The sequence below is a fragment of the Zoogloea sp. JDB1 genome, assembly GCF_056724025.1.
This window is the reverse complement of the sequence record NZ_CM161496.1, coordinates 3,157,815-3,175,656: the sequence shown is the minus strand read 5'-3', so window position 1 is coordinate 3,175,656 and position 17,842 is coordinate 3,157,815. Positions and strand designations below refer to the sequence as shown.

The window sequence follows — 17,842 nt, the reverse complement described above, 5'->3', positions numbered from 1 at the left end:
TCCAGCTCCCTATTGACTAGACCCACCGGGCTACCGGGCCCGGAGCAGGTCCACCATTTCCTGCCAGCGCTCCTTGGTGACCGGCTTGCTGCCGTTGACCATGGCCCACAGGTCATGGTCTTCGACGAGCAAGAGGTCATCCAGATCGGCCAGCTGATCGTCGGTAAGACGATCGAAGTGCCTTTCAAGGAAGCGCGTGAACACCAGATCGAGCTCAAGGAGAGCCCGACGGCACTGCCAGCGCACACGCCCCCGGTTGAGCGTCATACCGCGCGACGCACCATCATGTCTTTGATCTTCCCGATCGCCTTCGTCGGGTTCAGATGCTTCGGGCAGACATCGACGCAGTTCATGATGGAATGGCAACGGAACAGACGGTACGGGTCTTCCAGGTTGTCCAGACGCTCGCTGGTTGCCTGGTCACGGGTATCCGCCAGGAAGCGGTAGGCCGCGAGCAGACCGGCGGGACCGACGAACTTGTCCGGATTCCACCAGAACGACGGGCAGCTCGTGGAGCAGCAGGCGCAAAGGATGCACTCGTACAGACCGTTGAGTTCATCGCGGTCTTCCGGCGACTGCAGGCGCTCGCGCTCGGGAGCGGGCTCGTTGTTGATCAGGTACGGCTTGATCGAGTGGTATTGCTTGAAGAACTGGGTCATGTCGACGATCACGTCGCGAATGACCGGCAGGCCGGGCAGCGGGCGCAGCGTGATCGGCTGGGCGATGTCGTCCATGCTGGTCAGGCAGGCCAGGCCGTTCTTGCCATTGATGTTCATGGCGTCGGAGCCACACACACCTTCGCGGCAGGAACGACGGAAGGACAGGGAGTCGTCCTTGGCCTTCAGGCGGACCAGAGCGTCCAGCAGCTTCTTGTCGGACTCTTCAAGCTCGACGGAAATGTCCTGCATGTACGGCGCGGCGTCCTTGTCCGGATCGTAGCGGTAAATCTTGAACTGTACGGTTCGCTTGCTGCTCATGTTCTATTCTCCGGAACGCTCAGTAGGTACGCTTGGCAAGGGCGATCGGCTCGACGTCGGCCGACATCGGCTGAAGGGTGACCGGCTTGTAATCAAGACGGTTGCCTTCGCTGTACCACAGCGTGTGCTTGAGCCAGTTCTTGTCGTCGCGGCCATTCGGGGTTTCGGCGCAATCGATCGCGTCATCACGCACGTGGGCACCGCGGGATTCCTTGCGGGCTTCGGCGGAAACCATCGTGGCCTTGGCGACTTCGATGAGGTTGTCGAGTTCCAGGGCTTCGGTACGGGCGGTGTTCCAGACCTTGGATTTGTCCTTGATCTGGGTGTGCTTGGCACGCTCGGCGACCTCGAGAATCTTGGTGACGCCTTCCTTCAGCATGTCGGCGAAACGGAACACGCCGGCGTGCTTCTGCATGGTGCGCTGCATGGCGAGGCGAACTTCGTGGACCTCTTCGCCATTGGTCTGGGACTCAAGACGGGCGATACGCGCCAGCGACACGTCAGCTGCATTCTCGGGCAGCGGCTTGAGGGTCAGCTGACCGGACTGGAAGTCGGACACTACGGTTTCACCGGCCGCCTTGCCGAAGACCAGCAGGTCGAGCAGCGAGTTGGTGCCCAGGCGGTTAGCGCCGTGCACGGATGCGCAGGCACATTCGCCGGCGGCGTAGAAACCGGCAACCGGAACGTTCGGATTGCCATCCTTCGGCACCACGACCTGGCCCTTGTAGTTGGTCGGAATACCGCCCATCTGGTAGTGGCAGGTCGGCACGACGGGAATCGGGGCCTTGATCGGGTCCACACCGGCGAACTGGATCGAGATCTCGCGAATGCCGGGCAGACGCTTGTTGATCGTTTCGGGCGACAGGTGGGTGATGTCGAGCAGCACATGGTCCTTTTCGGAACCGCAGCCACGGCCTTCGTTGATCTCAGTGACCATCGAGCGGGACACCACATCACGGGAGGCCAGATCCTTCAGGTTCGGCGCATAGCGCTCCATGAAGCGCTCGCCGGACGAGTTACGCAGGATGCCGCCTTCACCACGCACGCCTTCGGTGATCAGCACACCAGCACCGGCCACACCGGTCGGGTGGAACTGCCAGAACTCCATGTCCTCCAGCGGAATGCCGGCACGAGCCGCCATACCGACACCGTCTCCGGTGTTGATGAAGGCGTTGGTGGAGCTGTAGTAGATGCGGCCGGAACCGCCAGTCGCGAAGATGGTGGCCTTGGCATGGAAGATCGACACTTCGCCGGTTTCCATTTCCATGGCGGTAACGCCGAGCACGTCGCCATCCGCATTGCGGATCAGGTCCATCGCCATCCATTCGACGAAGAACTGGGTATTGGCGCGCACGTTGCGCTGGTACAGCGCGTGCAGCATCGCGTGGCCGGTACGGTCAGCCGCCGCACAGGAACGGGACACCGGAGTCTGACCGTAGTTCTGCGAGTGACCGCCGAACGGACGTTGGTAGATCTTGCCGTTGTCGGTACGGTCGAAAGGCATGCCGTAGTGCTCGAGCTCGACGACCACTTCGTTGGCCTTCTTGACCATAAATTCAATGGCATCCTGGTCGCCCAGCCAGTCCGACCCCTTGACGGTGTCGTACATATGCCAGTGCCAGTTGTCCTCGGTCGAATTGCCAAGGGAGGCGGCCACACCGCCCTGCGCCGCCACGGTGTGGGAGCGGGTCGGGAAAACCTTGGTCAGAACGGCGGTCTTGAGACCGGCTTCGGAGAGCTGCAGGGCGGCCCGCAGACCGGCGCCACCAGCGCCGACGATCACCGCATCAAAGGTACGCTTTGCGACTTTCACTTACAGCCTCCAGAGAATCTGAGCAGCCCAACCGGCATAGCCGATGAGCAGAAGAGCAACGACCGAATGCAGGGTCAGACGAATGCCGGTCGGCTTGATGTAGTCCATGAAGATGTCCCGCACGCCGATCCAGGCATGGAAGAACAGGGACATGAAAAACAGGAAGGTCGCAAACCGCATGAAACCGCCACTGAACACGCCACGCCAGCTCTCATAAGAGCCATCGAAGGAGGACAGCACCACAACGGCGAGAACAACCGTGTAAATAGCCATCACCACCGCGGTGATGCGCTGGGCGAGCCAATCACGGAAACCGTAATGGGCGCCGACGATGATGGGCTTTACCATAGCTTGGACACCATAATGACAGTGAGGACGAGGCTGACAATCAGCACGATCCGGGCGCTGGAAACAGCGGATTGCTTATCGACACCAACATGCACGTCCAGCAGCAGGAAACGGATACCGGCACAGAAATGATGTAGGTAAGCCCAGACCAGACCAGACAGAATGAGTTTGACGAAAACGTTGTCCACTACTTCCTTGAAGGAAGCAAAGGATTCGGGCGAACCGACGCTGCTACCGAACAGCGACAGCAGAACGGGCAGCATCAGGAACAGGCCTGCGCCACTCACACGATGCAGGATCGAGACCTTGCCAGGCAAGGGCAGCCTGATCTCGTTCAACGCCAGATGCTTCGGGCGCTGCTTTTTCAAAGTCACCTCTGTCATAGATTTTTCCCTCTAACTATTGCGATTGCGAAATCGCACTTTTCCCACACAAAATTATAAGTATATACCCTTACCCAGCATTGACAGGACGGGCTCGCCCATCAATTCACCCTGATTAACCTAACTGAGTTCGTTCAGATAATAGTGTTCTGCCGTCGAATACAACCCACGCCGCCATTCGACAGGACGGTCGCCATACGTGTAAGTCACTCGCTCCACGGACAGCAAGGGAGTGCCTTCAACAACACCCAGCGTTTCGCTTGTCATCCGGTCTGCGGCCACGGCGCGGATCCGCTCCTCGGCGCGAATCATCCGCACACCAAAGCGCGCCTCAAACAAACCATAAAGCGATCCATGAGCCGCCTGAAGCACTTCCATGGTGAGCCCATGGAAGATCTCGCCGGGCAAATAGATTTCATCTACCACCACCGGCTTTCCTGAAAAGCGCAGAAGACGTCGCAGAATGGTGACGGGCGCACCAAGTTCGATCCCGAGCATCCGTGCCGCCTCATTCCCAGCCTTTGCCTTCCAGCAATCGAGCGGAATGCTGTGCGGATGAGACAGATCGCCATCCATGGGAACGAGCCGCAAAAACCTGAACAGCGCGCGCGGATCATTATGTGATGCGACGTACGTGCCTTTGCCCTGCTTGCGGACAAGCAGGTTCTCTGCAGCCATCTCATCAATGGCTTTTCGCACAGTCCCTTGACTTACATTAAATCGCAGTGCAAGTTCCTGCTCGCTGGGAATGGCCTGCCCCGGCCGCCATTCGGCGGACTGCAAGGCGTTGATCATCAGATTCTTGATCTGACGATACAGAGGGCTGAAGGTGGGCGATTCGGGTCGCATTGGGTTATTGAAGCACACTTTTAGAAGACAGTCCACGGCATGTCTTCTATCTTATATAAGACATAAGACATGAATTGACAGTCTTCACAAATGGACCTACGATTAACACGTTGAGCGATCACCCATTGATCACAACTTCGATTGCGCATCGCGACGACCTGTGGGAGGCCGCGCGAGTCTGCAGCATGGTGTCGAATCACTTCTTACTAGAGGGAGTTTCATAAATGGCAAAAGCCCCCGTTCGTGTCGCAGTCACCGGCGCCGCCGGCCAGATCGGCTACAGCCTCCTGTTCCGCATCGCCAGTGGCGAAATGCTGGGCAAGGATCAGCCCGTCATCCTCCAGCTGCTTGACCTCCCGCAAGCCCAGAAAGCCGTCAAGGGCGTCATCATGGAGCTCGAAGACTGTGCATTCCCCCTGCTGGCCGGCGTGATCGCTACCGACGACCCGAATGTCGCCTTCAAGGATGCACAAGTTGCCCTTCTCGTCGGCGCCCGCCCGCGCGGCCCCGGAATGGAGCGCAAGGACCTGCTGACCGAGAACGCCAAGATCTTCACCGTGCAAGGCGCCGCCATCGGCCAGTACGCCGCCCCGGACGTCAAGGTGCTGGTCGTCGGCAACCCCTGCAACACCAACGCCTACATTGCCAAGGAAATCGCCGTCAAGTACGGTCGCGTTCAGGCCAAGAACTTCACCGGCATGCTGCGCCTGGATCACAACCGCGCCCTGTCCCAACTGGCCACCAAGTCCGGCCGTGAAGTTTCCAGCCTGAAGAACCTTGTCGTCTGGGGCAACCACTCCCCCACGATGTACGCCGACTACCGCGCCGTGACCGCCAATGGCGACAACGTCAAAAATCTGATCAACGACGAAGCCTGGAACCGCGACGTGTTCCTGCCGACCGTTGGCAAGCGTGGCGCTGCGATCATCGAAGCCCGTGGCCTCTCCTCCGCCGCCTCAGCCGCCAACGCAGCCATCGACCACATCCGCGATTGGTGGCTCGGCTCCAATGGCGAATGGGTCACCATGGGCATCCCGTCCGACGGCTCCTACGGCATCCCCGAAGGCATCATCTACGGCTTCCCGGTCACCACCGAGAACGGCGAGTACAAGATCGTCCAAGGCCTGGAAATCGACGAATTCTCCCGCGATCGTATGAACAACACGCTCAACGAACTGCTTGAAGAGCGCGACGGCGTGAAGGATCTGTTGGGCTAATTCAAGCCGCGGCAATTCAGACTCACGAAAACGCGGGGACGGAAACGTCCCCGCGTTTTTTCATGCGTTTTTTTGCTACCCTCCGGCCGATCAAATCAAACAATCACATCCGTCATGTCCGCCCTGCCCCATCCCGATCTCGTCCTGTTCCAGGGCGAAACCCCCTTCCCCATCCTGCCCGCAGTCGATCATTACGCCGGCAGCGAGAAGCTGATGCGCAAGGCATTGAGCCTTCAGCAAGAGCTCGGCCCTGTCTTCGACATCACCTGCGACTGCGAGGACGGTGCCCATGCCGGCGCGGAGGCCGAGCACGCGGCCATGGCCGCCGGCATCGTGATGTCCGACGAGAATCGATTCAACCGTATTGGCGCGCGCATCCACGATATCACCCACCCCCACTGGGAAGCGGACGTGGACATTCTCGTTGGCAAGGCTGGTTCGCGCCTCGCATTCCTGACCCTGCCCAAGCCACGCAGCGTGGCCGACGCCGCCAGGCAGATCGACGCGATCCATGACGCGGAAGTCCGCCATGGCATCAATCGGGAAATCCCGGTCCATGTGCTGATCGAGACCCACGGCGCCCTGCGCGACGCGTGGGAGATTGCCACGCTCAAGCGTGTCGAATCCCTCGACTTCGGCCTGATGGACTTCGTCAGTGGCCACCACGGCGCGATTCCCGGCGCTGCGATGCGCAGCCCCGGCCAATTCGACCACCCCCTCGTGGCCCGTGCCAAATGCGACATTGCTGCCGCCGCACTCGCCAATGGCGTCGTCCCTTCCCACAACGTCACCACCGAATTGAAGGATCTCGACTACATCCGCCGCGACGCCGAGCGAGCCCGACAGGAATTCGGCTACCTGAGAATGTGGAGCATTCACCCCAACCAGATCGTGCCTATTGTCGAGGCCATGCGTCCGAATTTCTCCGAAGTCGAGGACGCATCCCAGATTCTCTTCGCCGCCCAGGACAAGCATTGGGGCCCGATCCAGCATGCCGGCAAATTGCATGATCGCGCCTCCTACCGCTATTACTGGGAGTTGCTGAAGCGCGCACGCGCAACCGGCATGAAAATTCCGGCAGAAGCGACAATCCGCTTCTTCCAGGAATAAAAGACAAAAATGGGGCGATAAAATCGCCCCATTTTTTATTCTCACCAGACCTGCAGCTAATCGGCCCGGCCTATTCCTTATTCCGTACCCTGCATCTTTTCAGGCAACAGGATCGAATTATCGGTGCTGTACTGATAATCGTGAAAAACGTGTTCGGCCGAAAGGATCTCGTAATTGCCGTCGGCCTTTTTGTACGACGTATCCTTCAAGCGATATGTGTAATGGCCACAAGTCCAGACATCGAAGTTGCGCATGTGGGTGCACAAACAGGTCTTGTCCATCACCGAAATCTTCTTGACCCCCGGATGCAGCGCCACTTCCTTGTTGTACGCATCGATGTACGAGCAATTGCCACTGCTGTCGAGCAAGTAGCCGTAGGCCTCGCAGTTCGGACGAATACCAGAGCCGATGGCCGGACTTCCGGTTAGCATGCGCATCGGATAGCCGGTGGGGGAAATTTGATTGACGATAATTTCCTCTTCGCTGGCCTTGAAGTAATGCTGCTGCACATCCTCGGGCAAGCCGCACTCTTTTGTTACAGTAAAGCGCGTCGCCACCTGCACCGCACCCGCACCATTCTCGAGAAAAACCGCCGCATCGCTCCCCGTGAAAATGCCACCCGCAGGAATCAGCGGAATCTCGAGCTTCTCCTGGATCAGCCACGCGCGAATCTCTGCCACGATCACCGCCAGGTCATACTTGGCCCAATCCATGCCGAAACCCAGGTGCCCGCCGGCCAGCGGCCCTTCCACCACGACATAATCCGGCAGACGGTTCGTACGAGCGCTCTTGCGCAGAAAGAGCTGCAGGGCGCGAAGGGACGACACGATGATGCCCAGCTTGGCATCCCGAAAGCGCGGATGATCCTCGATCAGACCGAAGGAGCCAAGATGCAGGCCCGCGGCAAGGGTGATGCCGTCCGCACCCGCATCCAGCGCCGCCGTCAAACGCACGCGCAGGGTTTCCTTCGGCGCGTTCATTGTCAGCTTTTCCATGCAGTTCACGAAGACCAGACCAGGCCCACGCTTCGCCTCCATGGTTTTGCCGACATGCAGCATCGTGGCCTCGGCCAGTTGCCCAAGATCGAACTGGACGACCGACTTGTCGGAATTGGCCACGTTGTACTTGTACTGCCGGAGCTTGTCCTTTACATACTTGGTATTGAAACGACGATCGGCAACCGTCTTGATCATTGCATCCGAGATGTGACCGATTCCGCCCAGGCGTGCAGCCTCCAGCGCCAGATCCGCGGTGGAGATGTCCACCCCCATACCGCCGATCACGATAGGCACCAGCTCCTGCTTGCCAAAGCGCAGACGGAAATCATCAACTCGTTTCATGAAACCCCTTCCAGACAGACATGACGCGCCACGAGGAGATGGTTCCGTTCGCGGCTAAACGTATCATTATCCCACTGCACGGCCTCCTTGCCTCTACTTAGATCAAGGAAAATGTGTCTGCGTCACTCAGATTCATCTTGCGAGCACCTTTCACCGACGAACGGCTCGCCGCAGTGCGGCAAATTTGTTACCTTGCCCATGCGGAAAATGTCACGGACTCCGCTAGAATCACGCCTCCTAAGCCAGTCACGCCCAGATGCCGGACCCCACACCGCCCGCCCAAGAATGCGCTGTCCTGTTTGCCGACCTTGTCGGCAGCACGCAGCTGTATCAGCGCGTCGGTGACAAGTCAGCCTTTGAGGTGGTCGACCGCAGCATCCGCGCAATGCGTATTTCGGTCGAGACCAAAGGCGGCCGAGTGGTAAAGCACACCGGCGACGGCCTGATGGCCGTTTTCCGTGACGCGGACAGCGCCGCCGACGCCACACTGGCCATCCACCTGAGCATCAAGGAACTTCCCTCCCTACCGGAGCAGCGGCTTGCTGTTCGTATCGGCTTCCAGTTTGGTGCAGTCGTGGTCAGCGGGACAGATGTGTTCGGGGATACGGTCAATTTTGCAGCCCGCCTCGCCGAACTGGCCTCCCCCGGCAAGGCAATCATCTCGGCGGAGACAGCCCGGCGCCTGGGACCCGAGTGGCGCTCCGTGCTGCACCCCCTGCCTCCCCGGGTCATCCGCGGCGTGAGCCGCCCGGTTGAGTTATGTGAGCTGATGTGCGAGGCGGTCGGCGAGCTTACCATCGTGCAATCCGACCATTTTCTGCTGGAAACCGAGCCTGAGCTTCACCTGTACTTCGGCAACAGCTCCCTTGTGCTGAATTCGGCACGTCCAAGCGTCAGGATCGGCCGCGACCCAGCCGCCGACATCGTGATCAGTGACAGCCAATCGTCCCGGCGTCATGCGGAAATCGAACTGCGTGGCGACAAATTTGTGCTGATCGACCGGAGCAGCAACGGCACCTTCGTGCTGATCGAAGGCGAACGGGAGTTTCAGCTATCCCGCGAAGAGGTCGTACTGCGCGGCCGCGGTCATTTCTCACCGGGCCGCAGCTGCTCCAGCTGCCCTCAGTTGATCAGCTTCGTCTGCATGTAGATCAGACGCGGAACGCCTCCGCCAAAGCTCTGCTGGCCAACTGAACAGCCTCCCCGGCCTGCGGGAAGAACTTCCCGAGCGTGAAAAAGCCGTGGACCATACCTTCGAACTCATGGAAGCTCACTACGCCCCCAGCCTGACGCAAAGCATCGGCGTAAGCACGCACATCATCGGTGAGAGGGTCGCACCCCGCCGCGATGAAAGTTGCAGGAGGAAGGTCATCGAAGCGCGATGCAAGCAGCGGTGACGCACGCCAATCGCCCCAATCGGAATCGGACGGCAGGTATTTCTCGAAAAACCATGCCAGACTCTCCGTATCCAGGAAATAGCCACTAGCGTAGGTCCGACGGGAAGGGCGCTGGCTGAGAATGTCGGTACACGGATAAATCAACAACTGCAGTGCCGCCCGCGGCCCTTCTTCATTACGCAACTGCAGCGCGGTGACGGCACTCAGCGTACCGCCCGCACTATCCCCCGCAAGAGCGAAACGAGTCGGATCGATACCGAGCATCCCGCCATTTGCCAATACCCAGACCACAGCCCGATGGGCGTCCTCCACTGCACCGGGGAACGGGTACTCTGGCGCCAACCGGTAATCCACCGAGAGCACGGCGCATTCGCTGTAATTCGCCAGCTCTCGGCAGAGCACGTCGTAACTCGGAATATTGCCGACGCACCAGCCGCCGCCATGGAAATAGAAAACCAACGGAAGGTTCTCATCCGCCTTCGCATGAAGGGGGCGATACAGGCGCGCCATGATCACTCCATCACGAATATGGGCGCGCGGGATGGGCACATCGGTGATCGAGGCCACCGCTGGCGCCTCAGGCCTCAACGCAAACTGCAGTTTTTCAAAGGAATGACGAGCCTGATGCACATCCAGCTCATGAAAGCGCGGCGCGCCGACACGGTAGACCATGTCGAGTAAGGCTTTGGCTTGGGGATCGAGGGCCATGGGAATCTGCACGGGGCAAAAAGCTGCAAAGCTGAACCGCCCCGCCAAGGGGCCACGAACGCTTCACTCGGTAAATTCGAGCCGCAACTTTCGTTACGGACACGCATCGGATAGAACAAAGACAAACCAATCAAAGACTTGCACTTTGAGATAAATTCTACCCGACTTCACGCCGAACATAGCGCTCAAACCCACCATCCCACTTGTCACGAACCCGACCTGATGCCAGCGCCCTTGCCCTTGAGGAGCTTGAGCAGCCAGAGCCACAGCCGCAACACAAGGGGCGATACTCCATCAGCAACCACTTGACCGCCCTAGCCAGCATGCCCGACTTGCCCCAAGAGTATGCACACGACACGCCGGTCGTGCTGCCGCCCAAAGCCAGAACCCTCATCCCCACTCTCCGAGTTTGTGAGGCAATGTCGGCCATACGATGGATACGCCTCAACTAGCCAAACCGGCCTAAAGCCTGGAGGTGAGCAAAGATGAGACCAAGCAAAAGAAGAAATCGTTGACTGACGCCCGCCAACCAAGCACATCAAAGGGAGGAGAGGCTGCCCGTAAATCTTCGACCATCGATCGATAAGCCGTTGATTAACAAAGGAAATAGACTAAAAGCGGGGGACTTGCTAGAGTACTGCTGGTGCCGGGAGGGGGACTCGAACCCCCACACCTTGCGGCGGCGGATTTTGAATCCGCTGCGTTTACCGATTCCGCCATCCCGGCACGGGAAGCGGCGCATTATCTACGAAACTGTTACCCGTATCAACCCATGGCTTTAACCCTCGACGATTTCGACTACCTGCTCCCCCCGGAGCTCATCGCCCAAGCCCCCCTCGAACGCCGCACCGACAGCCGCCTGCTCCAGGTCGCGACGACGCTGGGCGACCTGCACTTTTCCGATCTGCCCAGCCTACTGGTGCCCGGCGACCTGCTGGTCTTCAACGACACCCGAGTGCTGCATGCCCGCCTTTTCGGCACCAAAGATACTGGCGGCCAGGTGGAGGTCATGATCGAGCGCCCTCTCGGCGCCCATGAAGCCCTCGCCCAGATACGCGCCAGCAAGTCGCCCAAGCCCGGCACCCGCTTGCACCTGGAAGATGCGCTGGAGGTCGAGGTGCTGGGTCGTGCCGGCGAGTTCTTCCACCTGCGCTTCCCCGCCACCGAAGACCTGGTCGAACTGCTTGAACACCACGGCCGCCTGCCGCTGCCGCCGTACATCGAGCGAGCTGCCGGCAATGCCGACGAATCCCGCTATCAGACGGTCTATGCCCGCAATCCGGGCTCGGTCGCCGCGCCGACCGCTGGCCTGCACTTCGACGAGCCGCTCCTTGCCCGCCTCGCCGAGCACGGCGTAAACAGTGCCTACGTCACCCTCAACGTCGGCGCAGGCACGTTCCAACCAGTGCGTGTCCATGACTTGTCCGAGCACAAGATGCACACCGAAGCCTACGTCATCCCCGAGGCCACGGTGGACGCCATCGCTGCCACCAAGGTAGCCGGCAAGCGCGTGGTGTGCGTGGGCACCACCAGCATGCGTGCCCTCGAATCGGCCGCGCGCAGCGGCACGCTGCAGGCGGGACAGGCGGAAAGCGACCTCTTCATCCTGCCCGGCTACGAATTCCACGTCGCAGACGCTCTCATCACCAATTTCCACCTACCCAAATCCACGCTGCTGATGCTCGTGTCCGCTCTTGCCGGCATGGACACCATCCGCCGTGCCTACGCCCACGCAATCGAGCAGCGCTACCGCTTCTTCAGCTACGGCGACGCCATGTTCCTGACCAGGAATTCCCAATGAAATACGAACTTCTCGCCACCGACGGCGCCGCCCGCCGTGGCCGCCTGACTCTCAACCACGGCACCGTGGACACCCCGGCCTTCATGCCAGTCGGCACCTATGGCTCCGTCAAGGGCATCTCACCGCAGGACCTGCGCGACATCGGCGCTCAGATTTGCCTTGGCAACACCTTCCACCTGTGGCTGCGCCCCGGCCTGGAGGTGATGGAGGCCTTCGGCGGCCTGCACCAGTTCATGGCATGGGACGGCCCGATCCTCACGGACTCTGGCGGCTTCCAGGTGTTCTCCCTTGGCGCGCTGCGCAAGATCAGCGAAGAAGGCGTGCGCTTCAGCTCGCCGGTGAATGGCGACAAACTCTTCCTCACCCCCGAGGAGTCGATGCGCATCCAGAAGGTGCTCAATTCCGACGTGGTGATGATCTTCGACGAATGCACGCCCTACCCAGCCACCGTCAGCGAGGCCGCCGACTCCATGCGCATGTCGCTGCGCTGGGCGCAGCGCTCCAAGGACGAGTTCATCCGGCTCGAGAACAACAACGCGCTGTTCGGCATCGTCCAGGGCGGCATGTACGAAAACCTGCGTGACGAATCCCTCGCCGGCCTGGAGGAAATCGGCTTCCACGGCTACGCGATCGGCGGCCTGTCGGTCGGGGAGCCCAAGGACGACATGCAGCGCATCCTGCACCACACCGCACCGCGCCTGCCCCAGCACAAGCCCCGTTATCTGATGGGCGTCGGCACGCCGGAAGACATCGTCTTCGCGGTGCAGGCTGGCATCGACATGTTCGACTGCGTGATGCCCACCCGCAACGCGCGCAACGGCTGGCTGTTCACCCGCCACGGCGACATCAAGATCCGCAACGCGCGCCACAAGTCTGACACCCGCCCGCTGGACGAAACCTGCGACTGCTATACCTGTCGCAACTTCTCCCGCGGCTACCTGCACCACCTCAACCGCCTCAACGAGATTCTCGGCGCGCGGCTGGCCACCATCCACAACCTGCACTACTACCAGCAACTGATGCGTGACCTGCGCGATGCGATTGCCAGCGGCACACTGAGCAATTACGTCGCCCGCTTCCACCGGGAACGAGCCGGCCAGGGAGAGTAAGCGGCCTGTAAGCCGGGGATGCTTCGCCCGCCCGGCCCTTGCCGCTATAATCGCGCCTTTTACTAGCATCCCTCCATGCAGGTTTTCCGCGGAATTCCCGAACGCACCGAACACGGCTGCGTGCTCACCATCGGCAACTTCGATGGCGTGCACCGCGGCCACCAGGCGTTGCTGGCGAAACTCACCGCAAAGGCGCGAGCCACCGGCCTGCCCGCGTCGGTGCTCACCTTCGAGCCCCATCCGCGCGAGTATTTCGCCCACGAGAACCGGCCGCGCCGACTCACGTCCCTGCGCGAAAAGATCCAGCTCCTCGCGGCACAAGGCGTGGATCGCCTCTACATCGGCCGCTTCAATGCCCGTTTCGCATCGCTCACTGCCGAGCAGTTCATCGAGGACATCCTGATCCGCGGGCTCGGCGTGCGCGATCTGATGATCGGCGACGACTTCCGCTTCGGCAAAGGCCGCAAGGGCGACTTTGCGATGCTGCATCACGCCGGCCAGACAGCAGGCTTCACCGTCGAAGCCATGCACACGCTGGTTCACGAAGGTGAGCGCGTTTCCAGCTCGGCAATCCGCGCTGCACTTTCCGATGGCGACATGCCCCACGCTGCCCGCCTGCTCGGCCGCCCTTACAGCATCAGCGGTCGCGTCATGCACGGCGACAAGATCGGTCGCACGATCGGCTTTCCGACCGCCAACATCCAACTCAAGCACCGCAGCCCGCCGCTGATGGGTATCTACACCGTCAGCGTCGACGGCCTGGCCGACAAGCCCTGGCCCGGCGTGGCGAGTATCGGCGTGCGCCCCACCATCAACGATGCCGGCCGCGCGACCCTCGAAGTGAATCTTTTCGACTGGAGCGCCGACTGCTACGACGCCCATCTGCGGGTCAATTTCCTGCGCAAGCAACGGGATGAGGAGCGTTACGACAGCCTCGAAGCCCTCACCGCCCAGATCGCCCGCGACGCCGACGAGGCCCGCACCTACTTCGTCCAGAATCCCCTCTGAATTCACGCACTGACCATGTCCGACAATCGCAAGACCCTGAATCTGCCCGACACGCCCTTCCCGATGCGCGGCGACCTTGCCAAGCGCGAACCCGCCTGGATCGCCGACTGGCAGCAGCACAAGCTCTACCAGAAGATCCGCAAGGCATCGGCCGGCCGGCCCAAGTTCGTGCTCCACGACGGCCCCCCGTACGCCAACGGCAACCTGCACCTGGGTCATGCGCTGAACAAGATCCTCAAGGACATCATCGTCCGCTCCAAGACCCTGGCCGGCTTCGATGCACCCTACGTGCCAGGCTGGGACTGCCACGGTCTGCCGATCGAACACAAGATCGAAGTCACCCACGGCAAGAACCTGCCCGCCGACAAGGTCCGCGAACTATGCCGCGCCTACGCCGCCGAACAGGTGGAAGTACAGAAGAAGGAATTCATCCGTCTGGGTGTGCTGGGCGACTGGGACAATCCCTACCTGACCATGAACTTCGCCAACGAGGCTGGCGAGATCCGTGCCCTGGCCGAGATGGTCAAGAAGAACTATGTGTTCAAGGGCCTGAAACCGGTGAATTGGTGCTTCGACTGTGGTTCTGCCCTGGCCGAAGCCGAAGTCGAGTACGCCGACAAGAAATCGCCGACCGTCGACGTGGCCTTCCCGATCAGTGAAGCCGACGCCCCCAAGCTGGCCGCAGCCTTCGGTCTTGCCAGCCTGCCCAAGACCGCCTATGCAGTGATCTGGACCACCACCCCGTGGACCATCCCCGCCAACCAGGCCCTCAACATTCATCCCGAGCACGAATACGCCCTTGTCGACGTGGGCGACCGCCTGCTGGTCCTCGCCAAGGATCTGGTGGAGGAAAGCCTCAAGCGCCAGGGCCGCGAAGGCAGCATCCTGGCTACCGCCCAGGGCAAGGCCCTGGAAGGTCTGCAGTTCCGCCACCCCCTCTACGATCGCGTCGCCCCCGTCTATCTGGCCGACTACGTGGGCCTCGATGCCGGCACCGGCATCGTGCACTGCGCGCCAGCCCACGGCGTGGATGACTTCAACGCCTGGCGCACCTACGGTCGTGGCAACGACGAGATCATCTCCATCGTCAAGGGCGACGGCGTTTACGTGGATGACCTGCCCTTCTTTGGTGGCATGTCGATCTGGAAGGCCAACCAGGCCATCTGCGACAAACTCACGGAAGTCGGCAACCTGCTCTCCCACGGCAGCGTCATGCACAGCTACATGCACTGCTGGCGCCACAAGACCCCGGTCATCTACCGGGCTACTGCCCAGTGGTTCGTCGGCATGGACCGCCTGCCCACAGACGGCAAGTCCTTGCGCGAGAGGGCCCTGGCCGGTGTCGAGGCCACCGCCTTCTATCCGGCCTGGGGCAAACCCCGCCTGCAGTCCATGATCGCCAACCGGCCCGACTGGTGCATCTCCCGTCAGCGCAACTGGGGCGTGCCCATCCCCTTCTTCCTGCACAAGGAGACCGGCGAACTGCATCCTCGTACCGTTGAGTTGATGGAACAGGTTGCCCTGCGCGTCGAGAAGGAAGGCATCGAGGCCTGGTTTAAGCTGGACGCCACGGAGCTGCTCGGCACCGAAGCCGCCCAGTACGACAAGATCAGCGACACCCTGGATGTCTGGTTCGATTCCGGCACGACCCACTGGCACGTGCTGCGCGGCTCCCACAACGATGGCCACGCCACTGGCCCCCGTGCCGACCTTTACCTGGAAGGCTCGGACCAGCACCGCGGCTGGTTCCATTCCTCCCTACTCACCGGTGCCGCCATCGACGGCCACCCACCCTACAAGGCCCTGCTCACCCACGGCTTCACCGTGGACCAGCAAGGCCGCAAGATGAGCAAGTCCCTGGGCAACACCATCCTGCCCCAGGAAGTCACCGACAAGATGGGTGCCGAGATCCTGCGCCTGTGGGTCGCCGCCACCGACTACTCCGGTGAGTTGGCCATGTCGAAGGAGATCCTGGCCCGCGTCGTCGAATCGTACCGGCGCATCCGCAACACCTTGCGCTTCCTCATGGCCAACATCGTCGACTTCAATGCCGGCACGGACATGCTGCCGGTGGAGCAATGGTTCGAGATCGACCGCTATGCCTTGGCCTTCACCCGCCAGCTGCAGGCCCAGGCCCAGGCAGACTACGATCGCTACGAGTTCCACCGTGTGGTCCAGGCGCTCCAGACCTTCTGTTCCGAGGATCTCGGCGGTTTCTGGCTGGACATCCTGAAGGACCGCCTCTACACCACCAAGCCCGACTCCCTGGCCCGCCGCTCCGCCCAGAGCGCCCTGTGGCACGTCCTGCAGGCCGTCGTGAAGCTGATGGCGCCGATCCTGTCCTTCACCGCCGAAGAAATCTGGCAATTACTGAGCCAGGATGCGGAGGACAGCGTGATGCTGCACACCTTCCACCAGCTACCCGCCCAGAACACCGAAGAGGCGCTACTGGAGCGCTGGAACGCGATCCGCGCCGCCCGTGCCGATGTGCTGAAGGTCATCGAATCGGTCCGCACCGAAGGCAAGGTCGGCTCATCGCTACAGGCCGAGGTGGAAATTCGCGCAACCGGCGCCAAGTACGACACCCTGGCCAGCCTCGCCGACGATCTGCGCTTCGTGCTGATCTGCTCTAAGACGACGCTGATCCGGGTCGACAACGAAGCCGATGAGAGCATCCTCGTCACCCCGTCCGAGCACAAGAAGTGCGAGCGCTGCTGGCACTACAGGGAAGACGTGGGTCACGATGCGGAACATCCGGAACTTTGTGGCCGCTGCACGTCCAACCTGTTCGGCACCGGCGAACCCCGCTCGGCCGCCTGAATCTTGTAAAACAGCAGGAGCCCGCCCTTGAAATTACGCCTCGGCAACTGGATCGGCCTCGCGGCCATCATCGTGCTGGCCGACCAGTGGACCAAGCATCTCGTCCGCGGCGCCCTGCGCAACGGCGAAGTCATCCGCATCACCGACTTCTTCGATCTGGTACTCGCCTTCAACCCGGGGGCTGCCTTCAGCTTCCTGGCCGACCAAGCCGGTTGGCAACGCTGGTTCTTCGTAGCCCTGGCAGCCGCCATCTGTGGCTGGCTGTTGCGCCTTCTGGCGCGCCACCAGCACGAGCTGCTGCAGCCGCTGGCGTTCTCGCTGATCATCGGTGGCGCCATCGGCAATGTGATCGACCGCTTCGTCTTTGGCGCGGTGGTTAACTTCCTGTATTTCCATATCGGCCGCTACGGCTGGCCGGCCTTCAACGTGGCGGACTCCGCCATTACCGTGGGCGTGATCCTGATGATCGTTGCGCAGTTGCGCGAACATCGCCACGCCCCCGCCCAAGAGAAGCTCTCATGACCCAGATCGTCCAGCCCGACAGCCTGCTGACCCTCCACTACCGGATCTCCCTCGATAACGGGCAGCCCCTCATCAGCACCTTCGAATCCAAGCCGGCTACCATGCAGCTGGGCCACGGCGACATCGCACCGGCATTGGAGCGCTGCCTGGCCGGGATCACCGTCGGCGAGCACCACACCTTCCTGCTCGAGCCGGAAAACGCCTTTGGCGCGCACCGTGAAGATCTGATCGAGAAGGTCCGCCTGGAGGACTTTCCCGCCGATGCCGAAGTGGCGCCGATGGTCATCATGGAATTCACCGCACCCGACGGCACCCGCTACCCAGGCCTGATCCGCGAAGTCCTCGACACCCATGCGGTGATCGACTTCAACCACCCACTGGCCGGCAAGTCGATCCGCTTCGAGGTCGAAGTGATCGGCATCAACTGAACATTACCGAGG

Annotated in this window: 17 protein-coding genes and 1 tRNA gene; 9 read left to right on the top strand and 9 right to left on the bottom strand. The window is 61.1% G+C overall.

Features of this window, described 5'->3' with window-relative positions; all coding sequences use genetic code 11:
• Positions 1-30: 30 nt before the first annotated feature.
• The 6 genes from AC1PPK_RS14355 to AC1PPK_RS14330 all read right to left on the bottom strand — a co-directional run bounded on the left by AC1PPK_RS14355 (position 31) and on the right by AC1PPK_RS14330 (position 4,370).
• A complete protein-coding gene (locus AC1PPK_RS14355) occupies positions 31-267 on the bottom strand; it encodes a succinate dehydrogenase assembly factor 2 (RefSeq protein WP_079436768.1) in 237 nt (78 codons plus the stop codon).
• Positions 264-977: a succinate dehydrogenase iron-sulfur subunit gene (locus AC1PPK_RS14350; protein WP_079436769.1), complete on the bottom strand. Its 714-nt coding sequence runs from the start codon at positions 975-977 to the stop codon at positions 264-266. The genes AC1PPK_RS14355 and AC1PPK_RS14350 overlap by 4 nt, the downstream gene beginning before the upstream one ends.
• Positions 978-996: 19 nt before the next feature.
• Positions 997-2,790, bottom strand: coding sequence for a succinate dehydrogenase flavoprotein subunit (gene sdhA, locus AC1PPK_RS14345; RefSeq protein ID WP_481113724.1), 1,794 nt, complete (start codon positions 2,788-2,790; stop codon positions 997-999).
• Positions 2,791-3,138 (bottom strand): succinate dehydrogenase, hydrophobic membrane anchor protein, encoded by a 348-nt coding sequence (sdhD, locus tag AC1PPK_RS14340; RefSeq protein ID WP_481113723.1) that lies wholly within the window; start codon positions 3,136-3,138, stop codon positions 2,791-2,793. It lies immediately after the preceding gene.
• Complete coding sequence (sdhC, locus tag AC1PPK_RS14335) at positions 3,132-3,521, bottom strand: succinate dehydrogenase, cytochrome b556 subunit (RefSeq protein WP_481113722.1); 390 nt, start codon at positions 3,519-3,521, stop codon at positions 3,132-3,134. The genes sdhD and sdhC overlap by 7 nt, the downstream gene beginning before the upstream one ends.
• A 120-nt stretch (positions 3,522-3,641) precedes the next feature.
• Entirely contained in the window at positions 3,642-4,370 is a 729-nt protein-coding gene (locus tag AC1PPK_RS14330) for a GntR family transcriptional regulator (RefSeq protein WP_481118226.1), read from the bottom strand.
• A 224-nt stretch (positions 4,371-4,594) separates the two neighbouring features.
• Here AC1PPK_RS14330 and AC1PPK_RS14325 point away from each other — a divergent pair, with 224 nt between their 5' ends.
• Both AC1PPK_RS14325 and AC1PPK_RS14320 read left to right on the top strand, forming a co-directional pair.
• Complete coding sequence (locus tag AC1PPK_RS14325; RefSeq protein ID WP_481113721.1) at positions 4,595-5,587, top strand: malate dehydrogenase; 993 nt, start codon at positions 4,595-4,597, stop codon at positions 5,585-5,587.
• Positions 5,588-5,701: 114 nt separating this feature from the next.
• Positions 5,702-6,697: an HpcH/HpaI aldolase/citrate lyase family protein gene (locus tag AC1PPK_RS14320; protein ID WP_481113720.1), complete on the top strand. Its 996-nt coding sequence runs from the start codon at positions 5,702-5,704 to the stop codon at positions 6,695-6,697.
• Positions 6,698-6,774: 77 nt separating this feature from the next.
• Here AC1PPK_RS14320 and AC1PPK_RS14315 read toward each other — a convergent pair whose 3' ends face one another.
• On the bottom strand, positions 6,775-8,037 hold the full coding sequence (locus AC1PPK_RS14315; RefSeq protein WP_481113719.1) for a nitronate monooxygenase: 1,263 nt from the start codon (positions 8,035-8,037) through the stop codon (positions 6,775-6,777).
• Positions 8,038-8,293: 256 nt separating this feature from the next.
• On the opposite strand from AC1PPK_RS14315, the gene AC1PPK_RS14310 reads away from it, so the two are divergent.
• Positions 8,294-9,187 (top strand): adenylate/guanylate cyclase domain-containing protein, encoded by an 894-nt coding sequence (locus AC1PPK_RS14310; RefSeq protein WP_481113718.1) that lies wholly within the window; start codon positions 8,294-8,296, stop codon positions 9,185-9,187.
• Position 9,188: 1 nt separating this feature from the next.
• On the opposite strand, the gene AC1PPK_RS14305 is transcribed toward AC1PPK_RS14310, so the two are convergent.
• The gene (locus AC1PPK_RS14305) at positions 9,189-10,142 is read right to left on the bottom strand and encodes an alpha/beta hydrolase (RefSeq protein ID WP_481113717.1); all 954 of its coding nucleotides are present in this window, start codon (positions 10,140-10,142) and stop codon (positions 9,189-9,191) included.
• 641 nt (positions 10,143-10,783) lie between these two features.
• Positions 10,784-10,868 (bottom strand) — tRNA-Leu (locus AC1PPK_RS14300).
• Positions 10,869-10,914: 46 nt separating this feature from the next.
• Between AC1PPK_RS14300 and queA the strand changes: the two genes are divergently transcribed.
• The 6 genes from queA (at position 10,915) to AC1PPK_RS14270 (ending at position 17,830) form a co-directional block, all read left to right on the top strand.
• Positions 10,915-11,943 (top strand): tRNA preQ1(34) S-adenosylmethionine ribosyltransferase-isomerase QueA, encoded by a 1,029-nt coding sequence (gene queA / locus AC1PPK_RS14295; protein ID WP_481113716.1) that lies wholly within the window; start codon positions 10,915-10,917, stop codon positions 11,941-11,943.
• Positions 11,940-13,052: a tRNA guanosine(34) transglycosylase Tgt gene (gene tgt / locus AC1PPK_RS14290; protein WP_481113715.1), complete on the top strand. Its 1,113-nt coding sequence runs from the start codon at positions 11,940-11,942 to the stop codon at positions 13,050-13,052. Before queA ends, tgt begins: the two co-directional genes overlap by 4 nt.
• A 75-nt stretch (positions 13,053-13,127) precedes the next feature.
• Positions 13,128-14,060 (top strand): bifunctional riboflavin kinase/FAD synthetase, encoded by a 933-nt coding sequence (locus AC1PPK_RS14285; protein ID WP_481113714.1) that lies wholly within the window; start codon positions 13,128-13,130, stop codon positions 14,058-14,060.
• 15 nt (positions 14,061-14,075) lie between these two features.
• Positions 14,076-16,880, top strand: a complete 2,805-nt coding sequence (ileS, locus tag AC1PPK_RS14280) for an isoleucine--tRNA ligase (protein WP_481113713.1) — start codon at positions 14,076-14,078, stop codon at positions 16,878-16,880.
• 27 nt (positions 16,881-16,907) lie between these two features.
• Positions 16,908-17,402, top strand: coding sequence for a signal peptidase II (gene lspA / locus AC1PPK_RS14275; protein WP_481113712.1), 495 nt, complete (start codon positions 16,908-16,910; stop codon positions 17,400-17,402).
• Positions 17,399-17,830, top strand: a complete 432-nt coding sequence (locus AC1PPK_RS14270) for an FKBP-type peptidyl-prolyl cis-trans isomerase (protein WP_481113711.1) — start codon at positions 17,399-17,401, stop codon at positions 17,828-17,830. Before lspA ends, AC1PPK_RS14270 begins: the two co-directional genes overlap by 4 nt.
• Positions 17,831-17,842: the final 12 nt, after the last annotated feature.